Annotated in this window: 13 protein-coding genes and 1 rRNA gene; 5 read left to right on the top strand and 9 right to left on the bottom strand. The window is 45.5% G+C overall.

Features of this window, described 5'->3' with window-relative positions:
- A 16S ribosomal RNA gene (locus RIG27_RS30655) occupies positions 1–120 on the bottom strand; the annotation flags it as partial.
- Positions 121–471: 351 nt separating this feature from the next.
- Between RIG27_RS30655 and nadC the strand changes: the two genes are divergently transcribed.
- Positions 472–1,341 carry a carboxylating nicotinate-nucleotide diphosphorylase gene (nadC, locus tag RIG27_RS30650; protein WP_446350872.1) on the top strand — a complete coding sequence of 290 codons (870 nt, stop codon included), beginning with the start codon at positions 472–474 and terminating at the stop codon, positions 1,339–1,341.
- A gap of 83 nt (positions 1,342–1,424) precedes the next feature.
- A complete protein-coding gene (gene argS, locus RIG27_RS30645; RefSeq protein ID WP_446350871.1) occupies positions 1,425–3,182 on the top strand; it encodes an arginine--tRNA ligase in 1,758 nt (585 codons plus the stop codon).
- Between the two features lie 66 nt (positions 3,183–3,248).
- On the opposite strand, the gene RIG27_RS30640 is transcribed toward argS, so the two are convergent.
- A complete protein-coding gene (locus tag RIG27_RS30640) occupies positions 3,249–3,449 on the bottom strand; it encodes a hypothetical protein (RefSeq protein ID WP_446350870.1) in 201 nt (66 codons plus the stop codon).
- 630 nt (positions 3,450–4,079) lie between these two features.
- Between RIG27_RS30640 and RIG27_RS30635 the strand changes: the two genes are divergently transcribed.
- A complete protein-coding gene (locus RIG27_RS30635) occupies positions 4,080–7,259 on the top strand; it encodes a right-handed parallel beta-helix repeat-containing protein (RefSeq protein ID WP_446350869.1) in 3,180 nt (1,059 codons plus the stop codon).
- Between the two features lie 301 nt (positions 7,260–7,560).
- Here the strand turns inward: RIG27_RS30635 and RIG27_RS30630 are convergent, their stop codons facing one another.
- From RIG27_RS30630 to RIG27_RS30620, 3 genes are all read right to left on the bottom strand, one after another.
- Entirely contained in the window at positions 7,561–8,163 is a 603-nt protein-coding gene (locus RIG27_RS30630) for a Uma2 family endonuclease (protein WP_446350868.1), read from the bottom strand.
- A gap of 189 nt (positions 8,164–8,352) precedes the next feature.
- Positions 8,353–9,408, bottom strand: coding sequence for an S-methyl-5-thioribose-1-phosphate isomerase (gene mtnA / locus RIG27_RS30625; protein ID WP_446350867.1), 1,056 nt, complete (start codon positions 9,406–9,408; stop codon positions 8,353–8,355).
- A 173-nt stretch (positions 9,409–9,581) separates the two neighbouring features.
- Positions 9,582–10,805 carry an NAD(P)/FAD-dependent oxidoreductase gene (locus RIG27_RS30620; RefSeq protein ID WP_446350866.1) on the bottom strand — a complete coding sequence of 408 codons (1,224 nt, stop codon included), beginning with the start codon at positions 10,803–10,805 and terminating at the stop codon, positions 9,582–9,584.
- A 316-nt stretch (positions 10,806–11,121) separates the two neighbouring features.
- Between RIG27_RS30620 and RIG27_RS30615 the strand changes: the two genes are divergently transcribed.
- The gene (locus RIG27_RS30615) at positions 11,122–11,718 is read left to right on the top strand and encodes a TetR/AcrR family transcriptional regulator (RefSeq protein WP_446350865.1); all 597 of its coding nucleotides are present in this window, start codon (positions 11,122–11,124) and stop codon (positions 11,716–11,718) included.
- 247 nt (positions 11,719–11,965) lie between these two features.
- On the opposite strand, the gene RIG27_RS30610 is transcribed toward RIG27_RS30615, so the two are convergent.
- Positions 11,966–12,910 carry a DUF1517 domain-containing protein gene (locus RIG27_RS30610; protein WP_446350864.1) on the bottom strand — a complete coding sequence of 315 codons (945 nt, stop codon included), beginning with the start codon at positions 12,908–12,910 and terminating at the stop codon, positions 11,966–11,968.
- 47 nt (positions 12,911–12,957) lie between these two features.
- Here RIG27_RS30610 and RIG27_RS30605 point away from each other — a divergent pair, with 47 nt between their 5' ends.
- Positions 12,958–13,107: a hypothetical protein gene (locus RIG27_RS30605; protein WP_446350863.1), complete on the top strand. Its 150-nt coding sequence runs from the start codon at positions 12,958–12,960 to the stop codon at positions 13,105–13,107.
- On the opposite strand, the gene RIG27_RS30600 is transcribed toward RIG27_RS30605, so the two are convergent.
- Genes RIG27_RS30600 through RIG27_RS30590 form a run of 3 tightly spaced genes read right to left on the bottom strand, consistent with a single transcriptional unit; the run spans position 13,093 to position 14,547 of the window.
- The gene (locus RIG27_RS30600; protein WP_446350862.1) at positions 13,093–13,266 is read right to left on the bottom strand and encodes a hypothetical protein; all 174 of its coding nucleotides are present in this window, start codon (positions 13,264–13,266) and stop codon (positions 13,093–13,095) included. The genes RIG27_RS30605 and RIG27_RS30600 overlap by 15 nt on opposite strands.
- Positions 13,250–13,471 (bottom strand): sulfur carrier protein ThiS, encoded by a 222-nt coding sequence (gene thiS, locus RIG27_RS30595; RefSeq protein WP_446347428.1) that lies wholly within the window; start codon positions 13,469–13,471, stop codon positions 13,250–13,252. Before thiS ends, RIG27_RS30600 begins: the two co-directional genes overlap by 17 nt.
- The gene (locus tag RIG27_RS30590; RefSeq protein WP_446350861.1) at positions 13,468–14,547 is read right to left on the bottom strand and encodes a thiamine phosphate synthase; all 1,080 of its coding nucleotides are present in this window, start codon (positions 14,545–14,547) and stop codon (positions 13,468–13,470) included. Before RIG27_RS30590 ends, thiS begins: the two co-directional genes overlap by 4 nt.
- Positions 14,548–14,685: the final 138 nt, after the last annotated feature.

The raw sequence follows: 14,685 nt of genomic DNA, 5'->3' as shown, positions 1-14,685 counted from the left end.
AAGGCAGATTCTCACGCGTTACTCACCCGTCCGCCACTCAACCCGAAGGTTGCGTTCGACTTGCATGTGTTAAGCAGACCGCCAGCGTTCATCCTGAGCCAGGATCAAACTCTCCATGTTAGAGTGTTTTTTTCTAGGCTCTGAAACATCACCTATTAAATAGGGGACATTTCCAAGTTATCCTTATTAGTTGAGAGAGTCTCAGTTTCCTGATTCCCCTCGAAGTTTTTTGACAAGGAGTTTTGTATGCTTGGCTTTCAAACTATTGATTTGTCTTGGTTCGGACGCTTGGATGTGGAGTGAACTCCGTTTCAAGCGCATTTACCAATGTAGTGGCTATTTCTAGAGTTGTCAACCTTTTTTTTAAATTTTTTTTGGAGAAGTCAAAAACCCTTTCCCAGAGGGCGATCTGAGCTATGTTAAATCTAGAGCTAACCCGACCAGCTTGAGAAAATTACCCCTGTTTGTCAGATGAGAGCTTTACCGCCATTGATCCTGCTAGATCCGATCCTCCAGAACTGGTTGTTAGAGGATATCGGTCGAGGCGATCGCACTACTCAAGGCTTGTGGGAAGCCCCGGACAAAATTGTCCAAGCCGAATGGACGGCTAAAGCAGAGGGAGTGATTGCTGGATTGCCGATCGCGAAACGGATCTTTCAACTTTTAAGTGATCAAACCAGTTTTGTGGCGGCTGTGGCTGAGGGGGAAGACTGTCATCCTGGACAGGTAATTGCTCGTTTACATGGCGCTCTAGATACTCTATTGATGGGAGAACGAGTGGCTCTCAACCTGGCGATGCACTTAAGCGGGATTTCTACCCTTACCCGCGAATATGCCGATCAACTCGCTGATCTTCCGACTCAACTCGTCGATACCCGTAAAACTACCCCTGGGCTGAGACTGCTGGAAAAATATGCCACTCAAGTTGGTGGTGCCATTAATCATCGTTTTGGCTTAGATGATGCCGTGATGATTAAAGACAATCATATAGTGGCAGCAGGTAGCATCAAAGACGCGATCGCTCGTATCCGGGAACAAATGCCCTACCCCCTAAGGATTGAAGTCGAAACCGAAACCCTGGAGCAAGTGACAGAAGCCTTAGATCAGGGGGCTGACATTATCATGCTGGACAATATGCCTTTGGAGAGGATGCGACAGGCGGTACATAAGATTCGCGGCAAAAATGACCGACTGAAAATTGAAGCCTCTGGGAATATCACCCTGGACACCATTCGTGCTGTAGCCCAAACCGGTGTAGACTATATTTCCACGAGTGCCCCCATAACTCGTTCCACTTGGCTGGATTTAAGTATGAACTTACTGCACGAGAATCGCATTTAAAGTTCATTCCCTAATGTTTTGAGTAAGCCATTTCTCCCTGATTCTTGGCAACCTCTTATCGTTTCAATTCTTTACCTAGCGCAATGACTTCAACCTTGGAACAACTAAAAGCCAAATGTGAGCAAGCATTGATTGCTGCCTTTGGTGAAACGATGGCGGGTACAGATCCAATGTTAGTTCCTGCCAGTAACCCCAAATTTGGGGATTATCAATCGAATGCAGCACTCTCTCTGGCAAAACCGCTAGGTCAACCCCCACGAGCGATCGCAGAGATGCTGATTAACCATCTCAATGTTGCTGATATCTGCCACCCCCCCACAGTCGCTGGACCCGGTTTTATTAATTTCACACTTAAACCCGCCTATTTAGAAGCCAAGCTGAATAGGAGTCTCACCCATCCCCGTTTAGGTGTAGAACCCACCAAACAGCCCCAGCGCGTTGTTGTGGATTTTTCCAGTCCAAACATTGCCAAAGAAATGCATGTCGGTCATCTGCGCTCCACTATTATTGGGGACTGCATTGCCCGTATTTTGGAATTTCGAGATCATGAGGTTATGCGCCTCAATCATGTCGGAGATTGGGGAACTCAATTTGGCATGTTAATTACCTATCTTCGGGAAGTTTGCCCAGAGGCATTAACCACGGCTGAGGCAGTTGATTTAGGAGATTTAGTCAGCTTTTATCGACAAGCTAAAAAACGATTTGATACCGATGAAGTCTTCCAAGAAGCCGCACGACAGGAAGTCGTGAAACTGCAAGCTGGGGCTGAAGATACCAAACGAGCTTGGCAGTTGCTGTGTGAGCAATCCCGGCGGGAATTTCAGGTCATTTATGATTTACTGGATGTGCACATCACCGAACGGGGTGAATCATTCTATAACCCCTTACTTCCCGATGTCGTAAAAGATTTAGAACAATCAGGCTTATTAGTGGAAGACCAAGGTGCTAAATGCGTTTTTTTAGAAGGATTTACGAATAAAAAAGGTGAACCTTTACCCTTAATTGTGCAAAAGTCGGATGGGGGTTATAACTATGCTACAACTGACTTAGCCGCACTACGCTACCGGATTGATCAAAATGGGGCAAATCGGATTATTTATGTTACTGATGCTGGACAAGCGAATCATTTTGCCCAAGTATTTCAGGTTGCACAACGAGCAGGTTGGTTACCGGAGACTGTTGAAATCGTGCATGTTCCCTTTGGATTGGTACTAGGGGAAGACGGGAAAAAGCTAAAAACTCGGTCTGGAGAGACAGTACGATTGCGGGATTTATTAGATCAAGCGATCGCGCGTGCGCGTGCTGATCTGGAAACTCGCATCAAAGAGGAGGAACGCCAGGAAACCGAGGAGTTCATTGAACATGTGGCTCAAGTGGTTGGTATGGCGGCGGTCAAATATGCTGACCTCAGTCAAAATCGCACCAGCAACTATGTGTTTAGCTTCGATAAAATGCTATCGCTCAAAGGAAATACAGCACCGTATCTGCTGTATGCTTATGCCCGGATTCAAAGTATTGGTCGCAAAGGTGGCATTGATTTTGAGCAGTTAAGAACATCTACTCAAGTCTCATTAAAAGAAGACCAAGAAGCAACACTAGCTAAACATCTACTACAAGTCAACGAGGTAATTAAAGAAGTTGAGCAAGAGTTATTGCCTAATCGTCTTTGTCAGTATTTGTATGAACTGAGCGAGAAATTCAGTCAATTTTATGACCAATGTCCTGTGCTTAAAGCGGAGGAATCCGTGAGACTATCACGATTAATATTGTGTGACTTAACAGCTCAAACATTGAAACTGGGATTATCGTTACTCGGTATTTCGATACTCGAACGGATGTAGAAAACATACCTGTTTGCCAAAGGATAACCTTTCAGTCTGATCAACCGCTGGTTCAAGGAAGATAACTTAGAACGAGCCAAATTTTGCCAGTTTGGTGGTAAATCTTCTATCGGTTGCCACCTTCCCCATCTTCCCCATCTTCCCCATCTTCCCCATCTTCCCCATCTTCCCCCACCTACATTCAGCCAGATGCCGTGAAAAGTAAGGCTTGAGATCCTCGACCACATCTTCAGGAATGCGAATTGTGATAAGTAGTCGGACTGGCATAAAACGGTACTGTATCAAGTGCAAGTAAATCACCCTCAAACCCTTACTGTTCCCTGTTCCCCGTTCCCTGTTCCCTAATCTCAACCGTTAACTTTAATTGTGTCCACCCACTTACTGGTCATATTCACGGAATTTTCACATAAATCGAGCCATTCTTCATCAACGCTTATCCCAAAAGCCTCTGTAGAACGGTTAAGCTACTAGGTAAGACGATATACATCGCTTACTCCCAAGTTGCAATTAGTGTATCTCACTCCTTATCCCGTTCTCAGTGGATCGAGAACGGGATTTTCCATTATTGGGTGGTACCATTTTGATAAATAAAAAGGGATAAAGTATCGGGATCAATAACAACGGACAAAGAAGCCATGACCAACGACCAGACCCAACTTTACAGAAACTTCATCGATTTTTCATATAAACTTCATCGTAGCTACACACAACTCCTGCCACTTGGGTAGATAATAAAAATATAGATGAAATCTTTTTCCCACCCTTGGAAAAGTCCCCGAAAGGGGATTTTTTTTTGGCGACATAACTTAACAAAACTTCAACCGATAATCCCCTTTGCCGGATTCCCGAAAGCGATAACTGTAAGAGGGGGTGACGATTGTACTCACCCTCTGATTAATGAAAATCTCAGCTCAAGCCCTCTGTGTTGGATTACTTGTTTCTGGAGGGTTAACTTCGCCTGTCATTGCCCAAACCCTTGAGTCGGAAACCGATACGCCCCGTTCACTGACTGAGGGAACTGCCACAGATTTGAGAGTCTTACCCCGTATAGGCGGCCAGTTTACCAGCGAAGGAGCCGGCTATCAAGACCCATTTTTTAGTCTGGAAGGCTTTGTTCCGATTACTCAGAATCCCGGAAGTACCGTGACATTTCTGGAAGGGCAATTACGCCTGTTCACCGACTCCACGATGGGCGGAACGATTCTTCTGGGACAACGATTTTACAATTCCACGCAAAACCGGATTCTCGGAGGCTATCTTTCCTACGATACCCGCGATACCGGAAACAGCTTGTTTCACCAAATTGGTGCAGGGTTTGAACGACTAGGAGACGATTGGGATTTGCGGGTGAATGCGTATTTGCCAGTTGGTGAACGCCGCCCAGAGGTGGATGAGTCGTTCTCCCTGCGCGGATTTCAGGAGAATAATTTACTTCTCAATCATCGCCAGCGCTTTGAAGCAGCAATGGCGGGATTTGATATTGAAGCGGGGGGACGGTTATTGCGATTAGGGGCGGGAGATTTACGGGGATATGCAGGGTTTTATTACTATGGTGGGGAGGGAACGGATAATGCGATTGGGATTCGAGGGCGATTGGAAGCACATCCCATGGATTATCTGAATCTGGGTTTATCGGTGCAAACTGACCAAATCTTTGACACTCGGATTGTCCTCAGTTTAGGCGCAACCTTTCCTGGAACTCGTCCCCGTGGGGTTGAATCAGGTAGCGCTTTTGCGCGTATGGGGGAATCGGTGGGACGTATCGCCACCATTGTTGTTGATGAACAAACCGAAAATGAGCAAGTTGCGGCGATAAATCCCCAAACGGGTCAACCTTGGCAGTTTCAACAGGTCACGTTGGGGAGGAGTACCGGAAATGGTACGTTTGAAACACCGTTTGGGACAGTGCAAGATGCATTGAGTGTGGCACAAGCTGATGATATTGTTTATGTGCAAGTGGGTACGACATTTGAGACAGAAGGGTTTCAGTTTGCTGATGGAGTAACGGTACTCTCAGCAGCATTACCCCAATACATTGATACTCAGCAACTAGGTACGCTTCAGTTACCCTTATCGGGAAGCGGTGAGTTTCCCACGATTACAGGAACAGTAACCCTAGCCAATAATACGACCCTGACTGGGTTTGCGATCGCGAATGCCACGGGAAATGGTATCCAAGGCGCGGCTATTGAGAATGTGACGATTCAAGATAACCGCATCACCAACGCCACAGGACAAGGGATTAGTCTCATCGATGTAACTGGAACCAGTGCGATCGCTCGTAATGTTATCACAAATAGCGGTCAGCAGGGCATTTTTCTTCAAGCATCGGGAACCACTCAACAAGAACTCACCCTCGATAGTAACCAAATCAGTGACAGTGGCAGTCAAGGAATTTTTCTTCAAGCATCTGGCGAGGTGGAACAGCAATTAACGGCAACCAATAATCAAATTAGTAATAGTGTCGGTCAAGGATTTTATCTGGCTGCTAATAATAATAGTCGTCAAACGTTGGATGTTTTCAACACCAGCATCAGTAACACCGTTCTTGATAAAAATGGGGATGGGGGTCAAGGTCTTTTTCTGCAAGCCAATGCCAGCGCCCAGCAAATCTTAACTATAGATACCTTAACGGTTACGGAAAGTGCAGGTCAAGGCATCTTTATCGCCGCCAATAGTAACGAAAATGACCTGACGCAGCAATCTGTCCAAGATTTCAACCTCAGTAATGCCACGGTTAGTGAGAGTACAGGACAGGGGATTTTCATCGCCGCTAATAATAATAGTCAACAAACCTTTAATATTGATGCCAGTACAATTAACCAGACTCGCCTCGACAGTAATGGAGATGGGGGTCAAGGCGTCTTTATCCAGGTAAATCGCGTCGCCGTTCAAAATTTAACCCTCAACGATACCACAGTCACAAATAGCGCTGGACAAGGTATTTTAATTGCTACCAATGGCGATGAAAATGACTTAACTGCCCAATCAAGACAGGAGTTTCAACTCAATAACACTCAAGTTAGTGATACCGTGGGTCAGGGTATTTTTATTGCCGCGAACAATAACAGTGAACAAGTCTTTAATATCGACAGCAGCACGATTAGCAATGTTGGACTCGATGCCCAAGGCGAAGGCGGACAGGGGATTTTTGTCCAAGGTAACCGTTTGGCAGTCCAGGAGTTTCAGATTAATAGTCCCAGGATAACCAATAATGCTGGACAGGGTATTTTTGTTGCCACGAATGGGGATGCAAACGACCTCAGCGTTCAGTCGCGGCAAGAGTTTGGCATCACAGATGCCCAGATTGCCAATAGTACAGGTCAGGGAATTTTTATGAGTGCTAATAACAATGGCTCTCAAAACTTTGAGATTAAAGATAGTACAATTGATGGTACGAAATTGAATGCTATAGACAGTGGTGGTCAAGCTGTTTTTGTCCAAGCTAATAGTATCGCTCAACAAGACTTCACGATTGATAATGTCCAAATCAATGATAGTCAGGGTCAAGGTATTTTTGTCGCGGCGAATGGGGATGAAGAGAATCTAGAACAGCAATCTCAGCAACGGTTTCAGATTAACAATGTTCAGATTAGTAATAGCACTGGGCAGGGGATTTTTATATCCGCGAATAATAATAGCAGACAAGAGTTTGAGATTGAAACCAGTACAATTAGGGGTACTACTCCTACCAGTGGAACTGATGGGGGTCAAGGCATTTTTGTCCAGGGAAATACTGTCGCGGTGCAGGATTATCGGATTAATAATACTACGATTACCGATAATGCTGGTCAAGGTATCTTTTTGCAAACGAATGGCAATGCTCAAACTCTTGCTGATGTTGAGTTGACAATTTTGGACAAAAATGCTATCCCAGGATTTAATGCCGTACTCAATAGCGATCGCACGTTCTGCCTAGCCCTAACTGAGAATACCAGCACGACAGAGTTCCAGCTTCAGCGCAATGATGGCACATTCAAGGTCGTTAATCTCGATAATCTCCCTCAAACTAATACAGGAACCGTTAATTTTGCCCCCACCCTGGAAGACTTTACTAACGTTTCTCAGTGTAATTGAGGGTATTGTAGGGGCGGGTTTAGCCATTTAATTGACGGGTATACCGATAACTGATCAACAAAACCCGCCCTCTGGTCGTTTAGATTTGAGACTATTTTGTCAAGATCAGTTTTGGATCAGAATAAAACTGCGTCAGAACTGATCTAGAAGATCGTCTAGCTTATGAGCCAATATAATAAGTAGCAAGACTCCAGATGCAGTCATCAACCAAATAACTCTGCCTGAAGGAGAAAAGCATACACCCTGATACTTGTCCTCAGCCTTTCACAGAAAGCGCTGAGGTTTTTCGTATGTTGCCACTTTAACGACTGCGGATTGCTTGAATAAATTCGTTTACGGCATCGTACTGATCGGGATAGGCAATGTAGCGTAACAACAGCGCCTTATCTAAATCGGGGAAAAATTGACTACGATTCACTTCTTCATACTCCAAAGCAGTGTCCAGAGAGAATATCCTCATCTGATCAGATTTCCAGAACCAGACTTCAGGCACTCGTCTAGGTTTATACAAATCCCGTCTGTCGATAGTTCCGCTAGTAACGATAATCTCGATCACAATATCAGGCGTTTCCTTATTACTGCCAATGCAGTAAGATTCATCAGGTGTACCGGAGGCATATCCAGGCGATTCCAGCGTAAATCCACCACGCCTGTAAAATCGGATGCGCTTTTCTCTCATGTAAGCTTCTAACAGCAAGCTAAGAGTGCTTTTAATATTTTCATGAAATGCCCCAATCGGAGACATAATTTCCATTACCCCGGATAAGTAAGTCAGCCTGACGCCTTGATTATTCTGTAATTGGGTTTCGATCGCTTTGAACTGTTCCCAGGTAATATCATGCAAAGTCACCAATTTTTCGGCTAATGGTGGCTGGGGTTGTTTGTCTAAAAGGGAGACGTTCATGGCTGTTTCTGGCAAACAAGGTAATTTTAGGTAGGGTAGGCAAGATTTATAATGCTTAAAACGAGTCGTGTTATTGTTTGTTGCCCTTGCCTACCTCAAGGTTACTTAGGATTTATTCTCAGTGTGGCAAGTTCTCAAGCGTACCAATGATCTTGCACCATTTCCAGTAAATCCCGGTTAACCCAACCATCACGCCAATTGCTTCACGCGAAATTGCTGCAACTCCTCTGGACGCATCGCCCCTTTTTCGGTAATAATTGCAGAAATTAACTCTGCTGGCGTGACATCAAATCCTGGATTATAAAACTCAACCCCCGTGGGACAGATCATCGTTTCACCGATTTGATAAATTTCGGAGGGATGGCGTTCTTCAATCGGAATTAAATCCCCTGTGGGTAAGTCAAAATCTACTGTAGATAGGGGGGCGGCGACAAAGAAGGGAATATTATGGGCTTTGGCGAGTAATGCCACACTATAGGTGCCAATTTTATTCGCCGTATCCCCATTTGCCGCAATTCTGTCTGCACCCACCACCACCGCATCAATCAATCCCCGATTCATACAATGGGCTGCCATATTATCGGTAATCAATGTTACCGGGATTCCTTCTTGCACACATTCCCAAGCCGTCAATTTTGCTCCTTGCAACCGGGGACGAGTTTCACACGCATAGATTCTGGCTAACCGATGCTGGCGCCAGGTTGAACGTACAACCCCCAAGGCTGTACCGTAGCCGGCTGTGGCGAGGGAACCCGCATTGCAATAAGTAAGAATACATAATTTTTCTGGAGTAGCAGGCATAGCTGCCAACCCATTATCCCCGATCGCTTTACAGATCTCTAAATCTTCAACCTGAATCCCTTGGGCGGTTACTAACAGTGCCGTTTTTAACTGATCCACCGAACCAATGGTTTCATGGGCAGTTTTCAACATCCGCGCGATCGCCCAAAATAAATTTACCGCCGTCGGGCGCGTCTGGCGCAGGAGTTTGGCTACCTCTTCGAGTTCAGTGACAAACGTCTCGCGATCGTCTGTTTGAATTTCTCGCGCCCCCAAGTACATCCCGTAAGCCGCCGCCACACCAATCGCGGGCGCCCCTCGGACTATCATGGTTCTAATTGCCCGCGCCATATCCTCACAGCACTTAATTTCAACCACTGTATAGTTGTGGGGTAAACGGGTTTGGTCAATCAGTAGCACGCGATCGTCGCGCCAAACGATGGGATACACCGGATTGCTGGGCATGGTTACTTAAGGGCTAATGTGGAAAACTGCATATAGTTTAACTTGCTTTGGTTATTTGTCATTCGTCCTTTGTCCTTTGTCTTTTGTCATTCTCGCTTCCCGAAAAGAAGCAAGCTATGTCCTTTTTCTTTTGTCACCTTGGATACATCCCTTCAGTAACGCCACCTCATAAGTCATAATTTATACTTCATTACATATTTGGCTTTCAACCATGAGCGAATTTTTCGGATCAGGTAAACGATTAAACTCTTGGACAGCTTATTAAATTTATAGTAAAAGAGAATATCCATCATCTCTTGAGTCTCTAGATGGGTCAGATAAGAGACGCCTTCATCAATTTTTTTGTCACTTTCAATTAAATAGCGTTTCATACCAATTTTTTCTGATAGATTCCAGGTTCGGTGAAATTTCTGATAAATTTCTTGTTGATAATCTTGAAAACTGGCTGATTGACCCTTTAAGTACTGCTGAATATGCTTGCCAGCGATTTCGGCACAATGCATGGCATGGCGAATCCCTTCACCGCCCAAAAGGTTCACCATGGATACGGCATCCCCAATGGCAATAATATTATCGCGATAGTAAATATCCCTCAGTCCACTGGAATAGTGCAGCGTTGACCCATGAGTATCGATTATCCTATAGTCTTTGGCTTGTATATGCTCGTGAATCAGTAAATCAATATAATATCGAATCGATTCCGTCTGCTTAATAATTTTATGGTCTAATCGATACGATGCCGCCCCTACCTTTAACCGAGGCTTCTCCATGGGAAATATCCAAGAATAGCCTTTTGGCATCCATTTATGTCCCAAGAAAAACCAGAGGGAATGGGCATATTTATCATAATCATCATCTGAGACTTCAATTAAATATTCAATCCCAGACGGCTTTAAGAACGCAGGTTTCTCGCTTTCCTTCGGATACATAACCGCTCTAGCGGGTCCTGTCGCATCCACTAGCACTTGGGTGGTGACAGTAATGGCTTCCCTCCCTCGCGGCTTCAGTTCAACCCGCGTCTCACCTTCTGTTTGGACATATCTGACATATCGACATCCCAGCCAAACCTCGCCGCCACAAGATTTAATCTGATCAGCCAGGAATTTTTTCAACTTGGCGAAATTTAAGACAGCGCCTAGAGTTTGCGGAGCATCCCAATTTCGGGTTAAATTGGTGGTTACAATCACCAAATTATGCCAAAAACTACCGACAACATCCTCAGGCAAGTCAAATTTTTCTAAGGTTTCTAATGGCGTAGCTGCACTGGAAAAATCATTTTTTTCAAAGGTTTCATGCTGCTCGACCAACAAAACCTGATAACCGGATTTCGCTAACCACCTTGCACATTGTCCCCCGGCTGGACCTGCGCCAACTACAACAACATCGAATTTTCGCATACTATATTAGTAAAGGGTGTCATGATTCCAGTCTCTCATACCAGGTTGCCAGTTTAGTAGTAACCGTTCAATTTTTTTGGCAAAGGGTAAAGAAAACTTGCTTCTTTTCCATTCTGCTCCTTTACCCTGTCCATCTGTTACTGCACTTAAAGAGGATTGGGAATCGGGGGTAAAGACAGGTTACATCCTCGATTATCAGTTGCAACATTACTCCGTCCTGAATGACTAACGTACTCTCTCCTTCTTTTAAGCAGGAGAGAGACGTTTGGACTGCGAAACACAACTGAGTATCAAATAAACCATTCCAGAATTATTTATGAAACCATCTAAACGCGAGCAAATTGCCCAAGCTGCTATGCAACTTTTTATCCAGCATGGCTATAGGGAAACAAGTATGGATCAGGTCGCCGCCGAAGCAGACGTATCTAAGCATACCATTTACAATCATTTTCAATCAAAAGAACGATTATTTATTGAATTGGTGGAACAGTTCATCTGTGAGCCGTTTCAGCCTGAGTTTAATTCTGACCTGTCGGATGAGCCAGCCGTAGGGTTACGAAGATTGGCAGAGGCATTTCTAGCGAAACTGAATAATCCAGAGTACGCGGCGTTTCTACGTTTATTGATTGCCGAATCGGGTCATTTTCCGCACTTAGCACAATTGTTTATCCGCCGGGTTATTGGGGAAGAACGTCATAGTCTGAAGCAGTATTTTGAGTCCCATCCAGACTGGCACATTCGTGATCCGGAGTTGACGGCTTATATTTTTTTGAGTTCTATGTCTTCCTTGGTACTTTTTCAAGAGGTTATGCACGGAAAGTTAATTTTGTCAATCGAACAAGACCGTTTAATTGACCAGTTAGTTGACTTGGTTTTATCGAACTCGGCTGTCCAATTTTTATCACCGCCCTGAGACGAATGGTTTCGGTGATAAGTTTATCATTGGTCAAATTAGCGGTTGAGATTAGGGCGGGTTTCGTTGTTGAGTGTGAGGTTGGTTTACTAATTTAGCAGTTGAGAGTAGGGCGGGTTTCGTTGTTGAGTATGAGGTTGGTTTACTAATTAAATCCCTAAACCCGCCCCTACATCTTTCCCTAAACCCGCCCCTACATCTTCCCCTAAACCCGCCCCTACATCTTTGGCGTGCGATCGCGGGTGAGTTAAACCAGCTTCAGATCTGGATATTCGGCTAATACATCATCTGAGGTTAACGTATCGCCTTCGGCTTGAGGTGTCCAGAGGACTTCAATTGCCAATAAGCGATCGCTTGACACACCACCCATCTGACTCAAGGCTTGACGCAAGTCATCGGAACTATTGATGGTGGGTAATTCCAGCTTCCCTTGCACACCAACTAAAAGGGTGACGATAATGTATTCACCTGGATCTTGAGATTCAACCAAGGCTCCATCCCCTTCAGCAGCTTTACCTTGGCGCAGTTGACCCTGATAATTCGATAAGGTTTCTTCAGCAAATTTACTGCGTTCGGCTAGGGAAAGCTGATTAAATCGGGCTTCAGCGGCGTTTAAAGCAATCTGCTGGGATTGGGTTGCACCATACACCCAATATTCGGGATGACGAAGTAAGGCTAAAGTAGACTCTTGCAGCACTTGCGCTCGTCCTTGAGGTAAATCAGTATTCGCTTGTTGAGCTAACTCGTCAAGTTCATGCTGAAGATTACGCGCACTGGCAAGTAAACCCACTTGCAAGCGTCCCACGGAAACCTTGGGATTGATCGTGTTTGGGATATCATTTCCGCCTCCTTCACCCAGACGACGGAAAGACTGTACCAAGAAATTCGCGATCGCAAAGAAGATCAAAATTCCGAACAGACTCCCCATACCACCGAAGCCGAAGAAGGGTAAGAGGAAAGGAAAGCCAATTCCTCTCCCACCATATCCATAACCGCCACCGGGAGCGCGATACCCCCCACCAGGGCGAGAATAGGTACGACTGGGAGCGCGGAAGGAACCGCCACCAATTCTCCCACCACTACGAGCGGCTAAAGCGTCACTGGCATTTCCCAGGACTAAGGTAAAAATGAGACCAACAACAAGCAGAGACTTTAAAAAGGGTTGGATTTTTGCAAAAGGATGGTTACGCATACGTTAATAAGGATTATTCCAACTTCAGTGATTTTCCCACGGCTACCATGAGTCATCTCCAGCCAAACGGGTATCACTGGTTACACTTTTACTGTACCGCTCCCCTTCATAAGCTGAAACATTCCAAGAGTCGAGATTACCGATTCGTTATTTGTCATTTGTCATTTGTCATTCGTCATTCGTCATTCGTCATTTAGTCGGGGCGGGTTTAGGGATATCTGGGTTAAAACCTTCCCGTTAGCTGTCAAACCCGCCCCTACAACTCCCCCATCTTCCCCATCTTCCCCATCTTCCCCATCTTCCCCATCTCCCCCATCTCCCTCATCTCCCCCATCTCCCCTACCCACCACCGACAATCGTTACCACCTCTAACTGATCCCCATCCTTCATCTGAGTATCTGACCAAAACTGACGGTGAAGAATCTCGCCATTGTACTCAACCGCCACTAAGCGTGGATTTAAGTCAAGCTGTTCTAAAAGCTGAGGCAATTTGGTGTCAGCCGCACAGGTACGGGATTCACCATTCACTTGTAGAGTAATTTGATTACTATTGTTGGTCATGATTGAGGAGTACCAGCTTCAATACGACGCAGGTTTTGTTCTTTGGTCAGTTGAGAGAGAAAATACTGAGTCACCAATGTCGGTTGTTCAGCCTGCATGATTGCACGAACGATCGCGACTCGTTTTGCTCCCGCCCCTAAGACCTCATGAATATTATTCGGATCAATGCCACCGATCGCAAACCAGGGAACTGATGCCTTTTGTGCCGCATACTGCACATAGTCTAACCCCGCCGCCGCTTTGCCCACTTTGGTCGGGGTTTCATAAACAGGTCCTACGCCAATATAATCGGCGCCTTCTGTAATTGCCCGTTGCATTTCGTCAGAATTTGTGGTAGAGCGACCAATAATTCGATGAGGTCCAAGGAGTTTTCGGGCTACAGCAATGGGCATATCCTGCTGTCCTAAATGAACGCCATCGGCATCAATTGCCAGAGCCAAATCCACGCGATCGTTCATAATAAATAATGCCCCGTAATGGTGGCACATCTGGCTCAGTTTCTGGGCTTGAGCGAGTCTGACCAAATCTTCAGCCCCCTTTTCCCGATACTGGACTAATGTCAATCCCCCTTGTAGCGCTGCTTCTACCGTGGGGAAGAGTTGGTCTGAGGGTGAGGTGACTAAATAAAGCTGCGATCGCTTCAGCAGTTGATAGCGGTGGTAGATGAGCAACTGACTTTCTAGGGTATAGACCCGATAGCGCATTTGCTTACAAGCGGCTCCCATACTGGGACTATAAAGCTTACCATATTCTTCGAGTACCCGTAAGGCTTCCTGAACCCGACAAAGATTGGCTTGCAAAACTTGTTGGATATTGGCGCGTTGTTCTTCCTGGGGATGAGAGAGTGCCGTCCCCAAATCACCAGGCGTATCCCGTTCGGCGCGAATATCTCGACTGTGCCAACGGGCAAGTTCTTGGCGCATCTGTTTGCATTCACTCGCCATCTGCACGCTATTTAGACCAAAGCGACACCACTCCTCGATAATCCGTAAACCTTCTCTGGCTCGGTCTAAATTCGCATCTAAAATCCGGCAAACTGCTGGCTCTTGCCCTATCCAACCGTTGTACCCACTCATCGCCAACTGCTCCACATGATTTTTTATCGTAACAGGGTAGTGACTTTAATTGTTGACCGAGTTTTGAGTAACTCATAAACTATTGGGAATTATTTAGATGTTGTAGAACCACTGAACGTTTCGCTCGGTTTCATCCCT

It is taken from the genome of Coleofasciculus sp. F4-SAH-05 (assembly GCF_040222985.1).
GTDB lineage: Bacteria > Cyanobacteriota > Cyanobacteriia > Cyanobacteriales > Coleofasciculaceae > Coleofasciculus > Coleofasciculus chthonoplastes.
The sequence above is the reverse complement of the archived record's forward strand: the minus strand, read 5'-3'. Positions and strand labels throughout refer to the sequence as shown.

Coding starts and splice junctions, on each gene's coding strand:
- nadC (WP_446350872.1), top strand. CDS start 472: ATGAGAGCTTTACCGCCATTGATCCTGCTAGATCCGATCCTCCAGAAC.
- argS (WP_446350871.1), top strand. CDS start 1,425: ATGACTTCAACCTTGGAACAACTAAAAGCCAAATGTGAGCAAGCATTG.
- RIG27_RS30640 (WP_446350870.1), bottom strand. CDS start 3,449: ATGCCAGTCCGACTACTTATCACAATTCGCATTCCTGAAGATGTGGTC.
- RIG27_RS30635 (WP_446350869.1), top strand. CDS start 4,080: ATGAAAATCTCAGCTCAAGCCCTCTGTGTTGGATTACTTGTTTCTGGA.
- RIG27_RS30630 (WP_446350868.1), bottom strand. CDS start 8,163: ATGAACGTCTCCCTTTTAGACAAACAACCCCAGCCACCATTAGCCGAA.
- mtnA (WP_446350867.1), bottom strand. CDS start 9,408: ATGCCCAGCAATCCGGTGTATCCCATCGTTTGGCGCGACGATCGCGTG.
- RIG27_RS30620 (WP_446350866.1), bottom strand. CDS start 10,805: ATGCGAAAATTCGATGTTGTTGTAGTTGGCGCAGGTCCAGCCGGGGGA.
- RIG27_RS30615 (WP_446350865.1), top strand. CDS start 11,122: ATGAAACCATCTAAACGCGAGCAAATTGCCCAAGCTGCTATGCAACTT.
- RIG27_RS30610 (WP_446350864.1), bottom strand. CDS start 12,910: ATGCGTAACCATCCTTTTGCAAAAATCCAACCCTTTTTAAAGTCTCTG.
- RIG27_RS30605 (WP_446350863.1), top strand. CDS start 12,958: ATGAGTCATCTCCAGCCAAACGGGTATCACTGGTTACACTTTTACTGT.
- thiS (WP_446347428.1), bottom strand. CDS start 13,471: ATGACCAACAATAGTAATCAAATTACTCTACAAGTGAATGGTGAATCC.
- RIG27_RS30590 (WP_446350861.1), bottom strand. CDS start 14,547: ATGAGTGGGTACAACGGTTGGATAGGGCAAGAGCCAGCAGTTTGCCGG.